The sequence below is a fragment of the Neobacillus vireti genome, assembly GCF_036962465.1.
Classification (GTDB): Bacteria; Bacillota; Bacilli; order Bacillales; family Cytobacillaceae; genus Neobacillus; species Neobacillus vireti_B.
On sequence record NZ_JBALNF010000075.1, the window covers coordinates 1 to 19,359 of the forward strand.

The following is a 19,359-nucleotide window of genomic DNA, read 5'->3' on the forward strand; positions in this document are numbered from 1 at the left end:
TGGTTCTTACGTAAATTTGGTGAAGGCATTTATAACTGCTTTTCGGGTATAGCATTAATAATACCCTTAAGGCGGTGTGTACTATGAATAATACAAGCACTGAGCAGCTTTTCAAGTTCGATCAAAATGTTGAAGTCATCCACACCTTGATAGAGTCTGAAGAGATGTATGTCGTGTTAAAAGTTTGTTCAACACACGCTCGATGCCCAGGATGTAAGTGTGTATCCTCTCAGCGCCACAGCCGATATGCAAGAAAAGCAGATGATCTCCCGGTTTCAGATCGTTCGGTTCACCTGACTATTCTTCTGCACAAATGGTTCTGTGTGAATGCAAACTGTAAGAATAAAATTTTTACAGAACGTTTGAACTGGTTAAATCCTTCCGGACGAAAAACGGTCAGACTGGAAAAACTAATCCATTACGTTGGATTCTCAAATAATTGTCTAGTCGCAGAAAAAGTCTGCCGGGAAATGCACATTTCAATTAGTCATGATGCCATTTTATACCGAATTAAAAAAGAAGACTCAGCTCCATCAAGTTATTGCCCCTTTCGTCGGTATTGATGATTTTGCTTTCAAGAAAAGAAAGCGATATGGCACAATTTTCATTGACCTTCTTACAGGTGAAATCCTTGATTTTCTGCCTAACCGAAATAAAGAGTCTGTAAAAAACTGGCTTATCGTACATCCTGAAATTCAACTAATTACTAGAGATCGTGCGCAAGCCTATAAAAGTGCGGTAGAAGAAGCATCGCTAAAAATCAAACAGGTTGGAGACAGATGGCATATCTTCCAGCATCTCTTCGATGCAGTTAAGAAGACAATTAAGTCTGTTGTGCCGTCAAAATGGAAACCTCCTGGTCAAGCTGTCCAACAGGTAAGTACATCGCGTCCTTTACCTAAGCGACTCGAGCCTCTAGAGAAACACGAAGACAAGGTTTGGAAGAGAATTCAAAATGTCCAGCGCCTTCGAAAGGAAGGCAAGAACATCACGGCGATTGCAAAGCAGCTAGGCATTTCCCGTAACACAGTCTATACTGATTTAGCTACGACATCAAAGCCGTCCTTAAAACGAAATTCTTTATATGACCGATATCTCCCCCTCATCCGAAGCATGATAGCAGATGGATTAAAGGGAGATGAGATAGAAGTTGCCTGTAGAAAGGCAGGGTTTAATGGACACCGCAACACACTAAATTACATGATTTCGGACGAGCGTCGCGATATTCGAAATAAGAGGCCGCGTACACTGAATCTTCAACAAGCAATAATCCGGATTCTTTGGGATAAGAGCGTGCAGAACCATAAGAAAGCATTCAATTCCTTGCATCCCAACCTTTTAAAGGCTTTTCCATCGTTAATGGAAATTAGCGGATTCATTCAATCTTTTAGGCGCTTATTTGAAGAAAAACATTCGTCTGGTCTTAGAAAATGGCTAATTGAGCATCACCATTCATCCTTTACTCACTTTCAAACGTTTATTAAAGGCATCCGAAGTGATATTAAGGCTGTTTATTACGCGATAACATTACCTTGGTCAAATGGAATTACGGAGGGAACCATTAATAGGTTAAAAAATATCAAAAGAATGATGTATGGGCGTGCAGGTATAACGGTATTGTTAAACCGATTACGTTTCAGTACCTAAAAGAATATTAATATAAAAATTTTTTTACAGAAGATGACACTATAACTCAGGGTTGATAGAATTCACCAAAATGACGTAAGAACCACATCCTTTAACACAGCCATTTATTAAGAAAACATGAAAAAATCGGTGTTTTCGCTCCTTTTATTGAGGGAGTTTAGTTGAATAAATTTTTGTTAGTATTTGGATACTAATTATAATAAATTAGTGTCGGAGGTTTAATATGTTGGACTCTAGGAAATTTTTGTCAACTTGTACTTTGGTAGTCCCTTGGTTAACTGTGCCTTTAATTGGAAAAAATACTTTTTTTCGATTCTTACCTGTCGCAACTTTTGTTGGCTATATTTTTAGTTTTTTAAGTGAAACAGCTGACAATAAAAAATGGTGGAAGGTTAAGAATGCATTATTTCCAAATTATCGTTTGGATGTTTCTTATTTACTTGGATTATTCTTAATTACAACTATTTGGGTATTCAAATTAACTTTCGGGAATTTTTTAAAATACATTACAACTAATATTATTATTGATTGGCTGTTGTCTTTTCCAATAATTAAATTTTTCACTAAGGTTGGGGTATTTGAGTTTAAAAAAATGAGACCTAAACATTTTTTCATTTTGTCGGTTTCATTGGCAATTATTATTTACTTTTATCAAGTGTTAGTAGAAAAAGTTATTAAAAGGGCTTATTAAAATAAGAAAAGTTGAATTGGTGAAGCCCATAAACTATAAAGAATTAGCAATTAATTATTATTTTCGCAGGATTAGGATGTTTTTATTTCATTCGATTGGATTTAAGCAGGGAAAATAATCATTAGAGTCTTCCTCGGATTGCGAAAGCAATCTTTTTTTGTTCAACTACCGGGCAGGGTAGTTGAAGAATGCTGTAAAAGACGAAATAATAGCATTTATAGTGTACTGTAATATTTTTATTCGTAAAAAGGAGGATGATACTTTGAATATATTAATTTTAGGTGCAACTGGACGGGTTGGAAGTCAAATTGTAACTTATGCCCTTCATGATAGACATCATGTTACTGTATTAGTTCGCAATCCGGAAAAGATTCAAATAAATAGTGAAAATTTAACCATTATTCAAGGGAATGTTTTAAGTAAAAATGATATAGTACGTGCAATGCTCGGGATTGATGTAGTTATTAGTGCACTTAATACTGATAGCACAACCACTCTATCAGAAAGTATGCCACTAATTATCAAAGCAATGGAAAACGAAGGTATACAACGAATTATCACGATAGGAACCGCAGGAATCTTACAAAGTAAAACTAGTCCAACCGTAATGCGTTATCAGTCAAGTGATTCAAAGCGTAAATCAACCCGTGCAGCAGAAGAACATCATAAAGTTTACGAGATGCTGAAACAATCAACACTCGATTGGACGATTGTATGTCCTACATATTTGCCAGATGGAGAAAGAGAAGGTCAATATCGAATTGAACGTAATTTTTTGCCAGAAGGTGGTATGAAAATATCAGTTCCTGATACAGCAGATTTTACTTATCGTCAGATAGAAAGTAGCGATTATGTCAAATCACGTGTAGGAATCGCCTACTAATAATATTCTCTAGCATTATTACTTGCTGTCACAACGTAAATTTATTGTTTGTGAACAATTACTTATCTAATAGGTGCTATAGTGGAACAGTTGGATTGCTAAGCAACATCTTCTCTTTTTCAACTAAGTGGCAAAATAAAATTACCTTAAACGACTATTGATCCATTAAGGGAGGTAATGCGATGGAAAACAGCGTTGATGGCCCGAACACTTCCAAAGTACAAACTGTTGAGAGGCTTGTTGAAAGATTCCCTACCCAGATTAGAGGAATCATTGAAGTATTACGATTTGTCGTTAAGGCAAACATGCCGGGTGCAGATGAATTTGTGTATCATAACGCCCTTAACTACAAATTGTCTGAAATGCCAGGAACGTGGATCTGTTACATGTCAGCTCAAAGGAATTATGTACGTTTGGGTTTTTACTTCGGGGCAAATCTTTTTGACCCGAAAGAACAATTAGAAGGCACTGGGAAACGTATGCGACACATAAAAGTGAGATCAGAGGAGGAAGCAGGCACTGATGAATTGGCAGGCTTGATTCGACAAGCTTGGGCCGATGCCAATAATATTTAAGTAATAGAAAAATCGAGGGCTTCAATCCCTCGACTATTTTTAATATAACACTAAAAAGGATTGTTTATGAAAGAACGTACCTAGTATACACCAATTACTTATTCTTCCTTTAAACCTTCATCAAATAAACAAGTCACCCTCTTACCCTGCAGGTACATTTATAGTGATAAAATTTAATGATCAGGTAACAATAATCCTAACAAGGATAAATGGATGTGGGATTATTGCGGAAATATCGTAATCTAATTTTCTTAATGGGAATCATTCCATGGCTTTCTTTACCCTTTTTGGGGAATAAAAACATCAAGAGGTTTATTCCAGGAGCTTATTTCATTACAATTTATCTTATCCTTGAAGGATTAATAGCCGAGAGAAAGAAGTGGTGGTGGTTCTTCCACAAAGCAAAACCAAATGTATTGGGGGAATTGCCACTAATTGTAGGACCATTTTTTATTGGAACTTTATGGACTCTAAAGTATACCTTTGGTAATTTTAAAAAGTATTTTATAACCAACCTTGTAGTGGATTCGTTTTTTACTTATGTTATGTTGTTTGTATTTAAGAAAATTCGTTACGTTTCTTTAATAAGATTAACTAAATTTCAGCTATCTTTATTATTTTTAATAAAATCTCTGGCTCTATATGGGTTTCAGTATTGTTACGAATTATTTAAATCGAAAAATAACACAAATCTCGAATGAAATAGTAGGTATAATGCCGATTTCTTTATAAAGGAAATCGGCATTGTTTTTTAAGTATGAGAAAGTGTACTTAAAACATTGAGATAAGTGAATTTCCCATTGGTGGTAAAAGGCAGTTAAAGTTAAAGAAGCAAGTTGGTATTGACGCACAGAAACAACTCACACAACAGTCATTGTTTCTGTGTAGCCTTTCTAATTAGTGCTATTAGAAATCTAGACAATAGGAAAGTTGAAGCAATTGAAAAGAAACTATGCACCGAGGTCCAGGATTTTTTATATTTAATTAATTTTGTATTTTTTTCCAGCCAATGTTCCGCTACTGCAGATGGCAGACTAAATAATAAGCACTTTAATAAGATGCCTTTATTTGTTGAATTCTTAGTAACTTGATTGAAATAAATACAGGAAATAGGAAAGATTAAATAACTAAACAAAACACTTATATCAAAGGTTTTAAATAAGTTAACTGGGTACTTAAAATATCCTTTTTTCACAAGTAGATTATCCAAAATGGAGGCAATGTAACTTTTCAACAAAAAAATTATTATCCAATCCTTCATCGGGGGCTTTCTTATTAAATTTAATAAAGCACCGATTCCAAAGATAAAAAGTATTCTTAATATCCTTATTTCAAACTTATTAACCATATTGCTCCTCCTTTTTCTTATCTTTAGTTTGACCAATAGAGGAGATTTTACCGTTTATTTTTCAATGTGAAATAGCTTAAGAAAAGTAATATATGCCCAAACAAATATGGTAAAATGAGGATATGCATTCAGATGAATTTTAAGGGAGGATGAGTAATGACAAAGAAGAAAAATGAAACGTTTGAATGGGTTAAATCAATAGTGGGTGCACTTGTTATTGCATTTATTATTCGCTCTTTTTTCTTTACCCCCATTGTTGTTGAAGGTAAATCAATGAACCCCACCCTCCAAGACAAGGACCGTATGGTTGTAACCAAAATGGGAGAACCGAAAAGATTTGATATTGTGGTATTTCACGCCCCAGACGGTAGGGATTACATAAAACGTGTAATCGGCCTTCCAGGTGACAGGATTGAGTATAAAAATGATGTTTTATATATAAACGGAAAAGCATACAACGAACCTTATCTAGAAAAATATAAGAAAAGACTTAATGATGAAACTTTGACATACTCTTTCACATTAAAGGAGACCGCTGTAGGTAATGATACAGTCCCTAAAGATAGTTTGTTTGTAATGGGGGATAACAGAAGGCATAGCAAAGACAGCCGTGATATTGGATCGATACCAATGGAAAAGGTAATAGGAACAACAAATGTTGTTTATTATCCAATAAAAGAATTTAAAATTGTAAATAACTAATTGCTACTTATGCATTTCGTTGGGCTGACTCTTCCTCAAACCATCTGCTGAGTTAATCCAGGAAGGGTTTACCTCATTTTATTTAAAAACATACCGACTTTATTATAGCTTTCTAAATTTGAATAAATGATAACGCTTTAGCAGGAGTTTTTGGAGATAAGGAGAATATTTATTTTAATAGTTAATTTTCAGAAAATTATTAAAATAATTGGAAAACAAGGGGTGTTTTCACATGCATTATGTCTACAAAACCGGGATTTATCAAAATTCTGAAAAGAAGCGTTGGGAATACTGGTATGTCGGACCCAATGAATTAAGAATTCTAGTCTCATGGTTAAGTTGGACAGCATCGAAAGAATATGAAAAATGGGAAAAAAACTGTCTTGTAGAAAAAGCAGGGTAGACATTAATAAAAGAGCCTGTCCAAAGTAGTGGACAGGCCTGAAAATTATTTATCCTTGAGCAAGTTTCATATGGTCTTTATGACACTCTTCCTGTTTTCGGATAAATCCTCTGTCTCTATGATAAAGAACAAGCGCAACAATCAGAATGCATGAGGCAATCCAAATAGCTCGATTCCCTATATACGTAGTGGAAAAAGTTCCGGTTAAAGCACCAAATATAAAGGATGAAATGATGAAAAAGAATTCCTGGAATTGCTTTTTAGCTTCTTGGTTATGTTCTTTAATAGCTAAATAAGCAGCTTGAGTAGCAGTCCTTAAATTTCCTGTCGTCATCGTGGAGTTATACGCCCACCGGTCTAATTTATTAAAAGTAGAAATTTGCAGGGAAGACACAAATGCAATGGACACCGTCACAACCATATTCGGAACACTGCTCGGTAAAAACCCAACAAAAATTAACACGAGACATTCTAGTATGAGGATGGATCGTCTATAGCTAAAAACTAAATGCCGAACACGAGGAGTCTTGAAAATTTCAGAAATCAAAACCCCTAATATAAACGCAATGACGGGCGGAATATACAGTAACATCCCCATCCAGTCACGGTTAGCTGCTTTTACGGCTAACAGTACCATGTTTCCTGTTTGGGCATTCGCAAATACACCATCCCGGCTAATGAAAGTGTAAGCATCTAGAAATCCTCCAACCAAAGCCAATAATACACCTAAACGCACGGAATTTGACGATAACGATAGAGGTTTCTTCTGTTTATCTTCCATAAAAAAGCTCCTTACTCATTTGTAATAATGAAAATAAACTAAGACAGTAAAATAGTAAGAGATTATTAGTGTCAGGTCAATGGAAATTACATGAACGTAGTAAGAAAATCGGGATTTATGAAAACTTTATGTCGAATTTTGTTCGTTTAGGGAGTAGTTGTGTTTTAGTAGCAACATCACCCGAAACAAGTAGAGGTATTTATGAAAAATACAATGAGTTAACAATAAACAAGCCGTTTCCTTATGGATACGGCTTGTTTTAGTAACGATTCGAACCTGGCGTGAGGGAACAAATCAGGCAAAAACGTGGTTTATTTATGAGATAGTGTACGTTCTTTATAGCATTTGTTGATTAAACAGTAATAGTGCCTTTTATGTTCATTGAAAGGATAGAATATTAAAAATATAATGAATACAGAAAACGCTTACAATAGGAAGGAGGTAAATCGATGCGGTTTCAATTAACAGAGGAACAACTAACCTGGCAACAGGAAATCAGAGAATTCTTACGAGAAATCATCACACCAGAGTTGCTTCACGAAGTCGAAGAAAACGAAGATAAACCAACAGGTCCCCTAGAAAGAGAGTATCGTAGAAGACTAGTTGAAAAAGGCTGGGCCGCCATTAATTGGCCAAAGGAAATGGGGGGATTAGGCCTTACCGCTATAGAAAAGTTTATCTTTCATGAAGAATTTGTCTATGCAAAGGCGCCCCATCCTACAGGAGCAGCACTTTCCATTGTGGCGCCGGCGATTTTTATGTTTGGTACGGAAGAGAATAAAAAGGAATGGCTCCCGAAGATCATGGCTGGTGAAGCAGATTTTGCCCTTGGGTACTCAGAGCCGAATGCCGGGACAGACCTGGCAGGCCTTCAAACAACCGCCGTCTTAGATGGGGATGAATGGGTCATAAATGGGCAAAAAACCTGGAATACATTAGGGCACAAGGTAACCCATCAATGGGTTGCTGTACGGACGGATCCTGCTCTGCCAAAACATAAAGGGATTTCCGTCATCATTATTCCAAATCATGCACCGGGAGTCACGCTCGTAAAACAAAGAACATGGGGAAATCATACAACAAATGATGTGTTCTTTGAAAATGTAAGAGTTCCAAAAAACAATCTGATCGGAGAGGCTAATCAGGGGTGGAGAATTTTAACAGGCGCACTTGATAGTGAAAGGGTACTAATGGGTGGCTCAGCTGAACTAAGGCGGGTTTATGATGATTTGGTAAATTTTTGTAAGCATACCATTATCGATGGACAACTGCTCATTACTCGTCCTGATGTGAAGAATAAATTGGCGGAACTTCATGTGGACTTGGAAATTGCGAAACTATTTGGCTACCGCGGGGCAAGTTTACTAGATTCAGGACGGGAAATTTCCTCCGAAGCGTCCATGATGAAGGTATTTGCCACCGAGTTGTACACAAAAGTCGCTGATTATGGCATGCAGATCGTCAATATGTATGGTCAATTAAACAAAGAGGATGAATCGGCTCCACTTGCAGGAGAGTTAGAGCATTTGTACCGACTGGCCCCATTCCATCGCTTTGGAGGAGGCACGAATGAGGTGCAAAGAAATATCATTGCTCAACGTGGGCTTGGGCTGCCAAGAAAATAAGTACGGAGGTATGACGGATGAATATGACATTTACGGAAGAACAACAGATGCTACAAAGTTCCGTTCGGAAATTCTTTGAAAAAGAGGTTCCAATCGACTTGGTAAGGAAATTACAAACTCCGGATTCTACCGGCCATTCACAAGAATTATGGAAGAAACTAAGTGATGGCGGCTGGCTGTCAATTGCCATTCCTGAAAAATACAATGGTGCCGGCGGGACGCTTTTTGACTTGGGGATTGTCTATGAAGAATCAGGAAAAGTCCTTTTGCCAACCACCTATTATAGTACATTATTGGCCTCATTTTTAATAGAAGAGATCGGTACCGAAGAGCAAAAAGCCAAGTATTTATCAAATATTGCATTTGGTAAGATCATTTCAACGATCGCTTATATGGAGCCACAAGCAATTCACAATACCAATTGTTATCAGACGGTCGCCCGTAAGGTGAAGGATCGTTATTACTTAACTGGAACGAAAAGTTTTATTCAAAATGCCCATCTTGCCGATCCGCTGATAGTGATGGCACGAACGGAAGATGAACAGACAAATGAAGGATTAACCGCTTTTTTAGTCAATCCAGCAAATGAAGGCGTAGAGATAAAACAACATTCAACTTTTGGAAAAGACAGGCAGAGTTTAGTCACTTTCACAGAAGTAGAATTGGGACAGGATGAGGTATTAGGAGAACCGGAACAAGCTCTGGAAGGCCTAGAAGCAGCCATTAAAAAGGCTACTGCTTTACAAACGATGGAAATGGTCGGCGGAATGAAAAAAGTGGTCCAAAGTACCGTAGAATATGTGTCCCAACGAAAACAGTTTGGTGTACCCATTGGCAGCTTCCAAGCCGTTCAACATCACCTGGCAGATTTAGCTACCTATCGGGATGGATCGGAATTGGCCGCGTACCAAGCCGTATCCAATCTGGCGGAAGGCCTTGCTGCAGACCGGGAAGTTTCCATTGCAAAGGCATTTGCAAGTGAATCCTATAAAACAATCACTGTCATGGCCCATCAATTATGGGGAGGCATGGGCTACGCCACGGAATCGGATTTATTTCTATGGTCGAATCGTGCAAAGGCAACCGAACTATCCTTTGGAACGAGAGATGATCACTTGACTCAAATAATGAAATGGATGACTTCCAATCAAGCAAAGAAACCAAAAACGAAAATGGAAGTAACCTATTCTATTTAACGACTATTTGGGAGGAGATGGGAATATGGCAGAAAACAAAATGGAGTATTTATTACGGCCGAGGTCCGTCGTGATTGTGGGGGCTTCACAAAAAAAGGGATCGATCGGACATAATACCGTACGTAATTTTATTGATTTGGGGTTTAAAGGGAATGTGTATTGTGTTAATCCCCGTTATGAAGAGTTAGAGGGCTTTCCGTGTTTTCCCTCTGTTGCTGACGTTCCTGGAGAGGTAGATGTTGCCATTATTGCCGTTCCTTTAGCTTTTGTCGAGAATGCCATAAAGGAATGTGCGGAAAAAAAAGTTTCCTATGCCGTGATCTTTAGCGCCGGTTTTGCCGAGATGGGAGAAGAAGGGAAACAAAAACAAGAAGAAATCAGGAAAATTTGTGAAGAGTTTAACATCAGGGTCATTGGGCCAAATACAATGGGCATCACCAATGTGGCGGAGAAAATTAATTTGTCCTTTTCCACCGTAGAATCGCTAAAGTGGATCCAAGGGAATGTGGGATTGGTATCGCAAAGCGGAGCGACAGGCCACACCATTTTAACAAAAGGGGAAGATGAAAAATTAGGCTTTGCTTATATGATTACCACCGGAAATCAACTAAACACCACCACGCTGGATGTGATGGAATTTTTACTTGAGGATGAAAAGACGGAAGTAATTGCCTCTTATATGGAAGCGGTACCAAATGGGGAACAATTAAAAGAAATTGGAGCAAGGGCATTACAACAGCATAAACCGATTATCGTCTATAAATCCGGACGATCGGAAGCAGGCAAGAAAGCCGCCTTGTCCCATACAGCCTCATTAACGGGTTCAAGTAAGTCATTTGAACTTGTCGCCGAAAAATACGGGTTGGTTTCAGTGGATACGGTCGAAGAGATCATAGATGCCCTAAAAGCTTTCAACGGCAAGAAATTTCCGAAGGGCAATCGGGTGGCAACGGTCGTTATTTCCGGAGCAACCGGGATCATGATTGCGGATAACTTGACTGAATATAACCAGGAATTGGTTTCATTAACAGATCAAACCAAAAATAGGTTAAGAGAAGTAGTGGCTGATTATCTTCCTGTCGATAATCCAGTCGATATTGCCAGTACGCTAGTCATGAATCCTGCTATTTATAAACATTGTCTGCAAACCTTGGCAGAAGCTGAAGAAGTAGACTCGATTATTGCTCACCTACCATTAGGAAAATCAAACGGTGGATTGCATTTTGCCAAGGACGTGATAGACGTTTCCAACACAACAGGAAAGCCGATTTTCGTTCTAACAACAGGAAGTGAAGAAGAGGTAAGCCCGGTTAGACATTTTTTAAATGGAAATAACGTACCTGCCTATAGCAATGTAATAAGTGCGATCAAAGGGCTAGATTATCTAGTAAACTATCAAAAAGTCTATGCCGAGCGGGATCGAATCAACACCGCTTCAAACTCTGATCATCAGACGAAGTTCAATCTTCTACAGGCCACAACGGTCACCGAACCGAAGGTGAAATCACTACTAAAAGATTCAAACATACCAGTACCAAATGGAGCTGTTGCTAAAAACGAAGAAGAACTCGTTGAAAAAGCCGCTGCCTTACAATTCCCGTTAGTGGCTAAAGTCGTTTCACAGGAAATTACCCATAAAAGTGATGTTGGCGGTGTGGTGTTACCGATTAAGAATGAAAAGGAATTGATAAGGGCCTATCATACTATTACAGAAAATGTAAAAAATCATGCCCCAAATGCTAGAATGGAAGGCATTTTAATAGAGGAACTTGTGGAAGGACCATTCCTTGAAACCATTGTGGGGGTAAACCGTGATCCCGTTTTTGGGCCGATTATCATGTGTGGCTTAGGCGGAGTGTATGTAGAGGTATTGAAAGATGTCTCCCAACGGTTACTGCCCATTACCGAAAAAGATGCGCTCGAGATGGTAAAGGAATTGAAAAGTTATCCGCTTTTTAAAAGGTTCCGAAACGGAGTAAACTATGACGTTACGGCCCTTGCCAGCGTGTTATCCGCTATTTCTCATCTGGCCTTGAGCCTGGGTGACGGCTGGTCAGAAATCGAAATAAATCCATTAATTGTTCGTGAAGAAGGAAAAGGTGTAATGGCGCTGGATGGATTAATTACCGTGACAGAAGTAGCGAAAGAAGCCGTAAAACACTAAGTTCTTTCAGCATGTACGCATTTTACAAGGTACCTCATAAAAGTAAAAATGACAGGAGAGGTGTCACAAGATGACTAAGGAAAAGGTTTTATATGAAAAACGGGGAAGAATTGCGATTATTACGATTAACCGACCAGAGGCGATGAATGCAGTCGACGCAGAAGTCTGGGAAGGTATTGGAACGGCATTGGAGGATTATGCTGAAGATTCAAACTTGTGGTGTGCGATTATTACAGGCGCAGGAGACCGGGCGTTTTGTGCAGGGGCGGATTTAAAAGCAGTTGCGAAGGGCGAAAGCATTTTTCCAGAAGGCGGGGAAAAATGGGGATTTGCCGGTATCGCCCAACACTATATTAATAAACCGATTATCGCAGCCGTAAATGGGTTTGCATTAGGTGGAGGAACGGAAATCGCCTTGGCTTGTGATTTGATTGTTGCTTCAGAAAAAGCTGCATTCGGCCTCCCAGAAGTGAAGCGGGGAATCATCGCCGGTGCCGGCGGGCTGCTTCGTTTACCAAGGCAGTTACCATTAAAAGTTGCCATGGAACTGATCCTGACTGGCAAGTCCATGTCCCCACAAGAAGCAAGCGAGTGGGGATTGGTCAATCGGGTGGTTCCTCACGAACAACTATTGGAAAAAGCGATTGAACTTGCGGATGAAATTATCGTAAATGCACCAGTCGCGGTAAGCGTAAGTAAAGACATTGTCTATCGCGGGTTAGACGTGCCGCTCGATCACCCATCAAGAGCATGGGAAATCAATCAGGAATACACAAGCAGAGTGATGGAGTCCCAAGATAGTAAAGAGGGACCTCGGGCCTTCGCTGAAAAAAGAAAGCCGGAATGGGCGGGACGATAAACGATACCTAAATAAAACAAATTGTTTGTAGGTAGTAGGGAGGGACGGACGTGAGTATCCGAGGGAAATCAGCCATTGTTGGGTTTGGGGAAACTCCATTTACGAAGGATAGCGGAAAAACCATTTTTGAATTAGCCAGTGAAGCATCCATTCTTGCGATTCGCGATGCCGAATTAACCATTGCCGATATCGATGGGATTGTGACCTTAAGTCCATTATCGACGGCAGCCCGTTTAAATAATACGTTGGCCAATTATTTAGGAATCAAACCGACCTACAGTGATGAGGTGTCTGTTTACGGTGCTTCAGGTGGATATGGGCTAAAACAGGCGGCTGAAGCAGTGGCGAGCGGAGCAGCAAGAAATGTTCTGGTCGTAGGCGCGGACTTGAATTTTTTGAAACATCATTCGGCCGAACCGCATGATTTAAATGCCAATTTTAATTCGCTTTATTTTGGCGGCGGCGCCACCACCAATTATGCGATGGTAACCAATTTATATGAACATCTGTACGGCGATACCCAATTGCAAAGGGCAAAAATTGCCGTTCACCAACGGTATAATGCCAATCATAACGATAATGCGTTATTCGGTCACAAAGAATTAACCATTGAAGCGGTGCTGAATTCACCCGTCATTAGTACACCATTGCATCTTTTTGAAATTGTTTCTCCTTGTGATGGGGCTGTTGCTTTTGTTGTCAGCAAAGGGGAAGAGGCAAAATCGATTTCAAACACACCTGTTTATATCGAGGGGGCAGGTTTTCATAGTACTCACTTCTTATTATCCGATGCAGATCTGCTGAGAAATGGCATCGTGACACCCATAAAGAAAGCTTCTTCTATTGCCTTTGAAATGGCCGGCGTTACGGTAGACAACATCGATATATGCGGCTTTTATGATTGCTATACCATCGCGGTCCTTCTAACCATTGAGGATATGGGCTTTTGTAAAAAAGGAGAAGGGGCCCGTTTTATCGAGGAGCATGATTTAACGTTTAAAGGGGATTTCCCTGTGAACACAAGCGGCGGGCAGTTATCGGCAGGACAGCCGGGAGATGCCGGGGGAATGGTGAATGTCGTCGAAGTGGTTCGTCAGTTAATGGGGAAAGCGGGCGTTCGGCAAGTCCCAAATTTGGAGGTTGGGGTTACCAATACAAATGGCGGACTCTTCTCCAATGAATGTACACTCGTCTTAAGGAGGGGATAATCATGGCTATAAACTATATCAACAAAGAAACAAAGGAATTTTACGAAGGGGCCAATCGATCGGAATTGCTCATTCAAAAATGTGATAACTGTGGGGAATATGTTTTTTACCCAAGAGCGATTTGTCCAAAGGATATGGGGAATTTATCGTTTGTAAAGGCTTCTGGCAAAGGGAAAATCCTAACCTATTCAATTGTCAGGATGGATGGGATGCCAAGATTTAAAGACATGGTTCCCTATGCAGCAGCCTTGGTCGAATTGGAGGAAGGGCCAACAATCGGTACAAGGATCGTTGTCAACAATCCGGAAGAAGTGTTTATCGGCCAAGAAGTAGAAGTACTATTTGAAGAACAAGATAGCCAAAAAATCCCGTTATTTCGGCCGGTTGGAAATGTTAAATAAAATCGTTAAAGGCATCTACCAAGTGCTGTTGCCCTTACCGTATAGTTTACAATCGGTTAACTCCTATCTAATAGAGGGAGAAAATGGTTATACCGTTATCGATACGGGAGACACCATTGAATCGATTAACGTTTGGGAACAGCTCCGTAAATCAGGGATTGTCATTGAAAAGGTGATTCTGACACATACGCATCCCGATCATTGCGGACTGGCGGGCTGGTTTCAGGAGGAATTACAGGTTCCTGTAATGGTTTCAAACTATAGCATCATCGAATTAGAGCGAATCAAACAAAGGTATCTGGATGGGAGCCCGTTGAATGATCTGTTTCTAAAACACGGTGGGCCAAAATTACCGAAAGCAGTTCTTTCAAGCCCATCCCCGTTTGATTTCTTACCTGATTCGATTTATCAACATGGTGAAACCATCAAATTTGGAAACGATTCGTTTGAAGCGATTTGGACACCCGGTCATGCGAAAGATCAATTCTGTTTCTACAACCCGGAATTACAAATCATGATGGTTAGTGATCATGTTTTGGCGGATATTTCACCGATGATCGAGCTTAGGGGAGAAGAAGGGGAGAATCCGTTACAAGACTATTTCACCTCACTGGACTTGATCAAAACGTATCCGGTGAAAGTAGCCCTGACAGGCCACGGCGGTTTGATTGATGACTTACAAGCAAGAATTGACGAAATTCAAGCCAGGCAGCAGCATCGATTAAACCAGATGCTGGATATTTTAAGCAATGATGCATTATCTGCTGCACAAATTTCTGAAATGATTTATAAGAAACAAAATCAACGATTCCAGATTGAACAATTCATGGCCATTATTACGAGACTGCTCTATTTAGAGTCGATTGGAAAGGTAAACAGTAAGCAACAAAACGGAAAAGTTTACTATCAAGCGATTGGTTAATGAACTTTTTAAAAAAATAATAATGGGGTGATTAAGAATGATAAAAAACGCAATTTGTGAAGAATATAGTATGAAAGTTCCTGTATTTGCCTTTACACACAGTCCTGACGTGGTTATTGCAGTCAGTAATGCAGGCGGTATGGGGGTTTTGGGTGCTTCGGGAATGACGCCGGAAGAGTTTGATCGTGCTATGCAAAAAATAACGGAGGCATGTCCTGGAAAATCTTTTGGCGTAGACCTGATTTTACCAAACAAATATGTCGGCATGGAAGAGGGTGGACTCACACTCGAAGCATTACAAAAACATATCCCTCAAGGACATAAAGATTTCCTAAATCATCTTTTAGAAGATTACGAGGTATCTGAAATAGAAGATCGGCAAAAGGCGGATTCGTTAACGTCCAAAGCCGGCTCATCCGTTAGCTTAAGTGGAGCACGCGCACTTGTTAATGTTGCTTTCAACTATCCGATAAAACTATTGGTCAATGCACTTGGCATCTTCCCCGCTGAGTTCAGGGAAAGAGCACATGCCCAAGGAATTAAAATTGGCGCACTTGTCGGGCAGGTAAAGCATGCATTGAAACAAAAAGAAGCCGGAGTGGATATCGTGATTGCACAGGGTTATGAAGCAGGCGGGCATACCGGTGATATTGCCAATACCGTTCTTGTTCCCCAAGTGGTGGACGCAGTGGCACCGATCCCCGTTATCATGGCGGGAGGAGTTGCAGATGGGCGCCAGATTGCAGCGGCCATGGCATTAGGAGCACAGGGTGTTTGGACAGGATCTGTGTGGTTAATGACGGAAGAATCAGAAACCCATCCTGTCGTGAAGAAAAAATTTGCCCAAGCGACTTCTGCTGATACACTTAGGTCCCGTTCATCGACAGGGAAACATGCAAGACAGCTTAAGTCCGCATGGACAGATGCTTGGGAAGACCCTAAAAATCCAGATCCATTACCAATGCCATTACACAGTCTGTTAATCAGCGAAGCCAAACAAAGGATTGAAGAAGACGCACTAAAAGGTAAAAAGGGCGCTACTGAACTGGTTAACTACTTTATTGGACAGAATGTTGGCATGTTAACAGAAGAGAGACCAGCGGCAGAGGTACTAAATAAGTTGGTAAAGGAATATGAAACCGTGATGGAAAAGCTAGGAAAAACAGGTTCCCCTTCGAGATAAACTTCTATCAGTTTAAAAGAATCAAGGCTAACATCTGATTGGATGTTAGCCTTGATTCTCTTAAAATACCAAAGTTTTATTGGTTCTTCTATTCGGCGGGTTATTGAGGGACAGCTTAAATAATTTTGCCATATAGCGTGGAGAGTATCTCAATTCCTCGGAAATCCACAAACTAATTACACCTAATAAGGTCGAGGCAAGATAATTCGAATAAATTCCTATATCATAATCAAAACGACCTTCCAATTCCTCATAAAAAAAAGCGACCAATCCTGAATAGATTTTGTTATAAAAACCGGGAACCTTATTATTCTCGCCGATCACTTCTAATATCGTGGAGTTTTCATAAATAAAGGTAAATAAATGAATCAGAGGAGATTGTGTCATCGTAGGATCCATTGAATGATCATCGTTGGTTTGGCGAAGGGATTGAACCATCCCCTCTACAAAATCTGATACAGCATCAAAAAATAAATCATCCTTGCTTTTATAATGAGAATAAAAAGTCGAACGATTATACTGAGCATGTTCCAAAATATCCGTAACCTTTATATCACTATATTTGAGGACTTTCATTAATTGGGTGAAAGAATTTGATAGTGCTTTTTTTGTGCGGAGGATTCTAGGATCAGATTCTTTCTGCGTTTTTGATTTGAAGTGCTTAAATGGAATGTCCCCATAAATTAACTCATGCGGCCTTTTATAAACAATGGATAAAAATTGTTGAATTAAATAGTCAGTTGATTGTTTCAAACCTTGATTGAGCCAATACATCATAATTCCCAGGGATGCAGAAGTTACATAAACATAGTAAAATTTATCAATGCCTGGATCTTTATCCGGATTATCAATCGGATTACGTAACAGATCTTCTAAATAATGTTGGTAATGTAAAAAGATTTTGGAGCGGAAACCGATAATATGCCGGTCTTCTATCATCGTCTTAAAAAAGAAATAATTTTGTTTTATAAATACAAATAAATTGTGCAGGGACAAGTCCTCTGAGGGTTGTTGGTAGGATTGTTGTGTGAAGCGAAGTTTTGGTTTAAGTACAGTAAACATTTCGATTATTTTTGTATCAATCACGTCATTTAACAGGTCATCCTTGCTAGAGTAATTTTGATAAAAAGTACCCCGATTATACCCGGCATCATGGCATATTTGTGATACCGTAATGGTGGAATAGTCCTTTTGTGACATCATTTTTAAAAGTGAATTCATTAAGTCTTTATGCGATTTTAATAGTTTTTTTGTCATTGAATACAACTCCAATAAAATAAAATCTGAATACTATTAATATTCCACCAATTAACCATAACATAAAATGATAGCGTGTTCAATCTGTGGTGCAGGATTAGAAAAAAGGTATTTTGGAATCAATATAGAATACTTACTTGCTAACGTACGAAATAGAATGGATTACTTTTAACCTAACGGAGGTGGAGAAATGAAGGCGTTATTTATCGGGGGGACGGGAACCATTAGTTCTGCGATTACAAAACAATTAGTCACAAATGGAGCTGAACTTTACCTGCTAAATAGGGGGAATCAAAAGAATCGCTTGCCAGAAGGCGTAAACTTACTACAAGCTGATATCAATGATGAAGACAAAGTTTCCAGATTGATTGAAGGGTTAGAGTTTGATGTTGTGGCTGATTTCATAGCGTTTGAACCTGCACAACTAGAAAGAGATTATCGCTTATTTAAAGGGAAAACGAAACAATTCATCTTTATAAGTTCTGCTTCTGCCTACCAAACTCCTTTATCTGATTATCGAATTACAGAAGGAACGCCATTATCCAATCCCTATTGGCAATATTCGAGAAATAAGATTGCCTGTGAAGAGTATTTGCTGAAACTTTATCGTGACGAAGGCTTTCCAATTACGATTGTCAGACCAAGTCACACCTATGATGAACGTTCGATTCCACTTGGCGTCCATGGAAGCAAAGGTTCCTGGCAGGTAGCTAAGCGAATGCTTGAGAATAAACCGGTGATTATTCATGGAGATGGTACGTCCTTGTGGACGATGACCCACAATCGTGATTTTGCGAGAGGTTTTATTGGCTTAATGGGCAATATCCATGCAATTGGTGAGTCTGTTCATATTACTTCAGATGAAAGTCTTACCTGGAGTCAAATTTACGAAGCGATTGCGGACGCACTCGGAGTAAAACTCCATGCCATTCATGTATCATCGGAATTTTTAGATGCATGCAGTAAAGAGGATTATCGAGGTGGATTGTTGGGAGATAAGGCCAATTCCGTCGTTTTCGATAATTCGAAACTGAAAAGACTAGTTCCTGATTTTGTGGCGACGACCCGATTTGACCAAGGGATTAAACAAACGGTTGAGTACATAGTAGCTCATCCTGAACTACAAATACCGGATGAGGAATTTGATCATTGGTGTGACAGAGTAGTGGATGCATTAAATACGGCTTTAAAAATTATTAATGAATAGACTCGTTAAAGGAATACTCTTTTTGCATGAATATACCATTGGAACAGGTGACAGCAAAAGGGCAATGTTTTGTTTGGCCTTTTTTAGAGGTTAATACCTATAAGCAGCAAAAGCCTACTGTAGTAATGCTATCGAACGACTACAGTAGGCTTTTTTTATATAGTCCGTTATAAACCCCAAAATCGGTTTAATCATTCCTGACTTCAGAAAGTTCTCGAACCCACTTCGGACAAGGCAAAGCCAAAAGAGCGAAATTGTGTCCGAAGTCGAACCAACTTTGGACAAGGCAAAGCCAAAAGAGTGAGGT

Annotated in this window: 19 protein-coding genes; 16 read left to right on the top strand and 3 right to left on the bottom strand. The window is 39.3% G+C overall.

The window, feature by feature from the left end; translation table 11 throughout:
* The first annotated feature begins 83 nt into the window (after window positions 1-83).
* The 5 genes from V7077_RS25505 (at window position 84) to V7077_RS25525 (ending at window position 3,796) form a co-directional block, all read left to right on the top strand.
* Window positions 84-563 carry a transposase family protein gene (locus tag V7077_RS25505; RefSeq protein ID WP_335507160.1) on the top strand — a complete coding sequence of 160 codons (480 nt, stop codon included), beginning with the start codon at window positions 84-86 and terminating at the stop codon, window positions 561-563.
* Entirely contained in the window at window positions 490-1,647 is a 1,158-nt protein-coding gene (locus V7077_RS25510) for an ISL3 family transposase (protein ID WP_335507162.1), read from the top strand. The genes V7077_RS25505 and V7077_RS25510 overlap by 74 nt, the downstream gene beginning before the upstream one ends.
* Before the next feature lie 223 nt (window positions 1,648-1,870).
* Complete coding sequence (locus V7077_RS25515; RefSeq protein WP_335507164.1) at window positions 1,871-2,338, top strand: hypothetical protein; 468 nt, start codon at window positions 1,871-1,873, stop codon at window positions 2,336-2,338.
* A 262-nt stretch (window positions 2,339-2,600) separates the two neighbouring features.
* On the top strand, window positions 2,601-3,221 hold the full coding sequence (locus tag V7077_RS25520) for an NAD(P)-dependent oxidoreductase (RefSeq protein ID WP_335507166.1): 621 nt from the start codon (window positions 2,601-2,603) through the stop codon (window positions 3,219-3,221).
* A 182-nt stretch (window positions 3,222-3,403) separates the two neighbouring features.
* Window positions 3,404-3,796 (top strand): DUF1801 domain-containing protein, encoded by a 393-nt coding sequence (locus tag V7077_RS25525; protein ID WP_335507168.1) that lies wholly within the window; start codon window positions 3,404-3,406, stop codon window positions 3,794-3,796.
* An 871-nt stretch (window positions 3,797-4,667) separates the two neighbouring features.
* Here the strand turns inward: V7077_RS25525 and V7077_RS25530 are convergent.
* On the bottom strand, window positions 4,668-5,144 hold the full coding sequence (locus V7077_RS25530) for a CBO0543 family protein (protein WP_335507170.1): 477 nt from the start codon (window positions 5,142-5,144) through the stop codon (window positions 4,668-4,670).
* Between the two features lie 156 nt (window positions 5,145-5,300).
* Here V7077_RS25530 and lepB point away from each other — a divergent pair, with 156 nt between their 5' ends.
* Both lepB and V7077_RS25540 read left to right on the top strand, forming a co-directional pair.
* Entirely contained in the window at window positions 5,301-5,846 is a 546-nt protein-coding gene (lepB, locus tag V7077_RS25535) for a signal peptidase I (RefSeq protein ID WP_335507171.1), read from the top strand.
* 232 nt (window positions 5,847-6,078) lie between these two features.
* A complete protein-coding gene (locus tag V7077_RS25540) occupies window positions 6,079-6,249 on the top strand; it encodes a hypothetical protein (protein ID WP_335507173.1) in 171 nt (56 codons plus the stop codon).
* 49 nt (window positions 6,250-6,298) lie between these two features.
* On the opposite strand, the gene V7077_RS25545 is transcribed toward V7077_RS25540, so the two are convergent.
* Complete coding sequence (locus V7077_RS25545; RefSeq protein WP_335507175.1) at window positions 6,299-7,030, bottom strand: YoaK family protein; 732 nt, start codon at window positions 7,028-7,030, stop codon at window positions 6,299-6,301.
* A 449-nt stretch (window positions 7,031-7,479) separates the two neighbouring features.
* On the opposite strand from V7077_RS25545, the gene V7077_RS25550 reads away from it, so the two are divergent.
* From V7077_RS25550 to V7077_RS25585, 8 genes are all read left to right on the top strand, one after another.
* Complete coding sequence (locus V7077_RS25550; RefSeq protein ID WP_335507177.1) at window positions 7,480-8,655, top strand: acyl-CoA dehydrogenase family protein; 1,176 nt, start codon at window positions 7,480-7,482, stop codon at window positions 8,653-8,655.
* Between the two features lie 17 nt (window positions 8,656-8,672).
* A complete protein-coding gene (locus V7077_RS25555) occupies window positions 8,673-9,851 on the top strand; it encodes an acyl-CoA dehydrogenase family protein (RefSeq protein ID WP_335507179.1) in 1,179 nt (392 codons plus the stop codon).
* Between the two features lie 25 nt (window positions 9,852-9,876).
* Window positions 9,877-12,015, top strand: coding sequence for an acetate--CoA ligase family protein (locus tag V7077_RS25560; RefSeq protein ID WP_335507181.1), 2,139 nt, complete (start codon window positions 9,877-9,879; stop codon window positions 12,013-12,015).
* A gap of 70 nt (window positions 12,016-12,085) precedes the next feature.
* Window positions 12,086-12,874, top strand: coding sequence for a crotonase/enoyl-CoA hydratase family protein (locus tag V7077_RS25565; RefSeq protein WP_335507183.1), 789 nt, complete (start codon window positions 12,086-12,088; stop codon window positions 12,872-12,874).
* Between the two features lie 50 nt (window positions 12,875-12,924).
* Window positions 12,925-14,082 carry a thiolase family protein gene (locus V7077_RS25570; protein WP_335507186.1) on the top strand — a complete coding sequence of 386 codons (1,158 nt, stop codon included), beginning with the start codon at window positions 12,925-12,927 and terminating at the stop codon, window positions 14,080-14,082.
* A 2-nt stretch (window positions 14,083-14,084) separates the two neighbouring features.
* Window positions 14,085-14,483 (top strand): Zn-ribbon domain-containing OB-fold protein, encoded by a 399-nt coding sequence (locus V7077_RS25575; RefSeq protein WP_335507188.1) that lies wholly within the window; start codon window positions 14,085-14,087, stop codon window positions 14,481-14,483.
* On the top strand, window positions 14,473-15,405 hold the full coding sequence (locus V7077_RS25580; RefSeq protein ID WP_335507189.1) for an MBL fold metallo-hydrolase: 933 nt from the start codon (window positions 14,473-14,475) through the stop codon (window positions 15,403-15,405). The genes V7077_RS25575 and V7077_RS25580 overlap by 11 nt, the downstream gene beginning before the upstream one ends.
* A 37-nt stretch (window positions 15,406-15,442) precedes the next feature.
* Complete coding sequence (locus tag V7077_RS25585; protein WP_335507191.1) at window positions 15,443-16,588, top strand: NAD(P)H-dependent flavin oxidoreductase; 1,146 nt, start codon at window positions 15,443-15,445, stop codon at window positions 16,586-16,588.
* Between the two features lie 60 nt (window positions 16,589-16,648).
* On the opposite strand, the gene V7077_RS25590 is transcribed toward V7077_RS25585, so the two are convergent.
* Complete coding sequence (locus V7077_RS25590) at window positions 16,649-17,845, bottom strand: TetR/AcrR family transcriptional regulator (protein ID WP_335507193.1); 1,197 nt, start codon at window positions 17,843-17,845, stop codon at window positions 16,649-16,651.
* 190 nt (window positions 17,846-18,035) lie between these two features.
* On the opposite strand from V7077_RS25590, the gene V7077_RS25595 reads away from it, so the two are divergent.
* Window positions 18,036-19,052 carry an SDR family oxidoreductase gene (locus V7077_RS25595; protein ID WP_335507195.1) on the top strand — a complete coding sequence of 339 codons (1,017 nt, stop codon included), beginning with the start codon at window positions 18,036-18,038 and terminating at the stop codon, window positions 19,050-19,052.
* The last annotated feature ends 307 nt before the right edge of the window (window positions 19,053-19,359 follow it).

What these genes read in the sequence shown, in the direction of transcription:
- V7077_RS25505 (WP_335507160.1), top strand. Translation starts at nt 84, where the DNA reads ATGAATAATACAAGCACTGAGCAGCTTTTCAAGTTCGATCAAAATGTT.
- V7077_RS25510 (WP_335507162.1), top strand. Translation starts at nt 490, where the DNA reads ATGATGCCATTTTATACCGAATTAAAAAAGAAGACTCAGCTCCATCAA.
- V7077_RS25515 (WP_335507164.1), top strand. Translation starts at nt 1,871, where the DNA reads ATGTTGGACTCTAGGAAATTTTTGTCAACTTGTACTTTGGTAGTCCCT.
- V7077_RS25525 (WP_335507168.1), top strand. Translation starts at nt 3,404, where the DNA reads ATGGAAAACAGCGTTGATGGCCCGAACACTTCCAAAGTACAAACTGTT.
- V7077_RS25530 (WP_335507170.1), bottom strand. Translation starts at nt 5,144, where the DNA reads ATGGTTAATAAGTTTGAAATAAGGATATTAAGAATACTTTTTATCTTT.
- lepB (WP_335507171.1), top strand. Translation starts at nt 5,301, where the DNA reads ATGACAAAGAAGAAAAATGAAACGTTTGAATGGGTTAAATCAATAGTG.
- V7077_RS25540 (WP_335507173.1), top strand. Translation starts at nt 6,079, where the DNA reads ATGCATTATGTCTACAAAACCGGGATTTATCAAAATTCTGAAAAGAAG.
- V7077_RS25545 (WP_335507175.1), bottom strand. Translation starts at nt 7,030, where the DNA reads ATGGAAGATAAACAGAAGAAACCTCTATCGTTATCGTCAAATTCCGTG.
- V7077_RS25550 (WP_335507177.1), top strand. Translation starts at nt 7,480, where the DNA reads ATGCGGTTTCAATTAACAGAGGAACAACTAACCTGGCAACAGGAAATC.
- V7077_RS25555 (WP_335507179.1), top strand. Translation starts at nt 8,673, where the DNA reads ATGAATATGACATTTACGGAAGAACAACAGATGCTACAAAGTTCCGTT.
- V7077_RS25560 (WP_335507181.1), top strand. Translation starts at nt 9,877, where the DNA reads ATGGCAGAAAACAAAATGGAGTATTTATTACGGCCGAGGTCCGTCGTG.
- V7077_RS25565 (WP_335507183.1), top strand. Translation starts at nt 12,086, where the DNA reads ATGACTAAGGAAAAGGTTTTATATGAAAAACGGGGAAGAATTGCGATT.
- V7077_RS25575 (WP_335507188.1), top strand. Translation starts at nt 14,085, where the DNA reads ATGGCTATAAACTATATCAACAAAGAAACAAAGGAATTTTACGAAGGG.
- V7077_RS25580 (WP_335507189.1), top strand. Translation starts at nt 14,473, where the DNA reads ATGTTAAATAAAATCGTTAAAGGCATCTACCAAGTGCTGTTGCCCTTA.
- V7077_RS25585 (WP_335507191.1), top strand. Translation starts at nt 15,443, where the DNA reads ATGATAAAAAACGCAATTTGTGAAGAATATAGTATGAAAGTTCCTGTA.
- V7077_RS25590 (WP_335507193.1), bottom strand. Translation starts at nt 17,845, where the DNA reads ATGACAAAAAAACTATTAAAATCGCATAAAGACTTAATGAATTCACTT.
- V7077_RS25595 (WP_335507195.1), top strand. Translation starts at nt 18,036, where the DNA reads ATGAAGGCGTTATTTATCGGGGGGACGGGAACCATTAGTTCTGCGATT.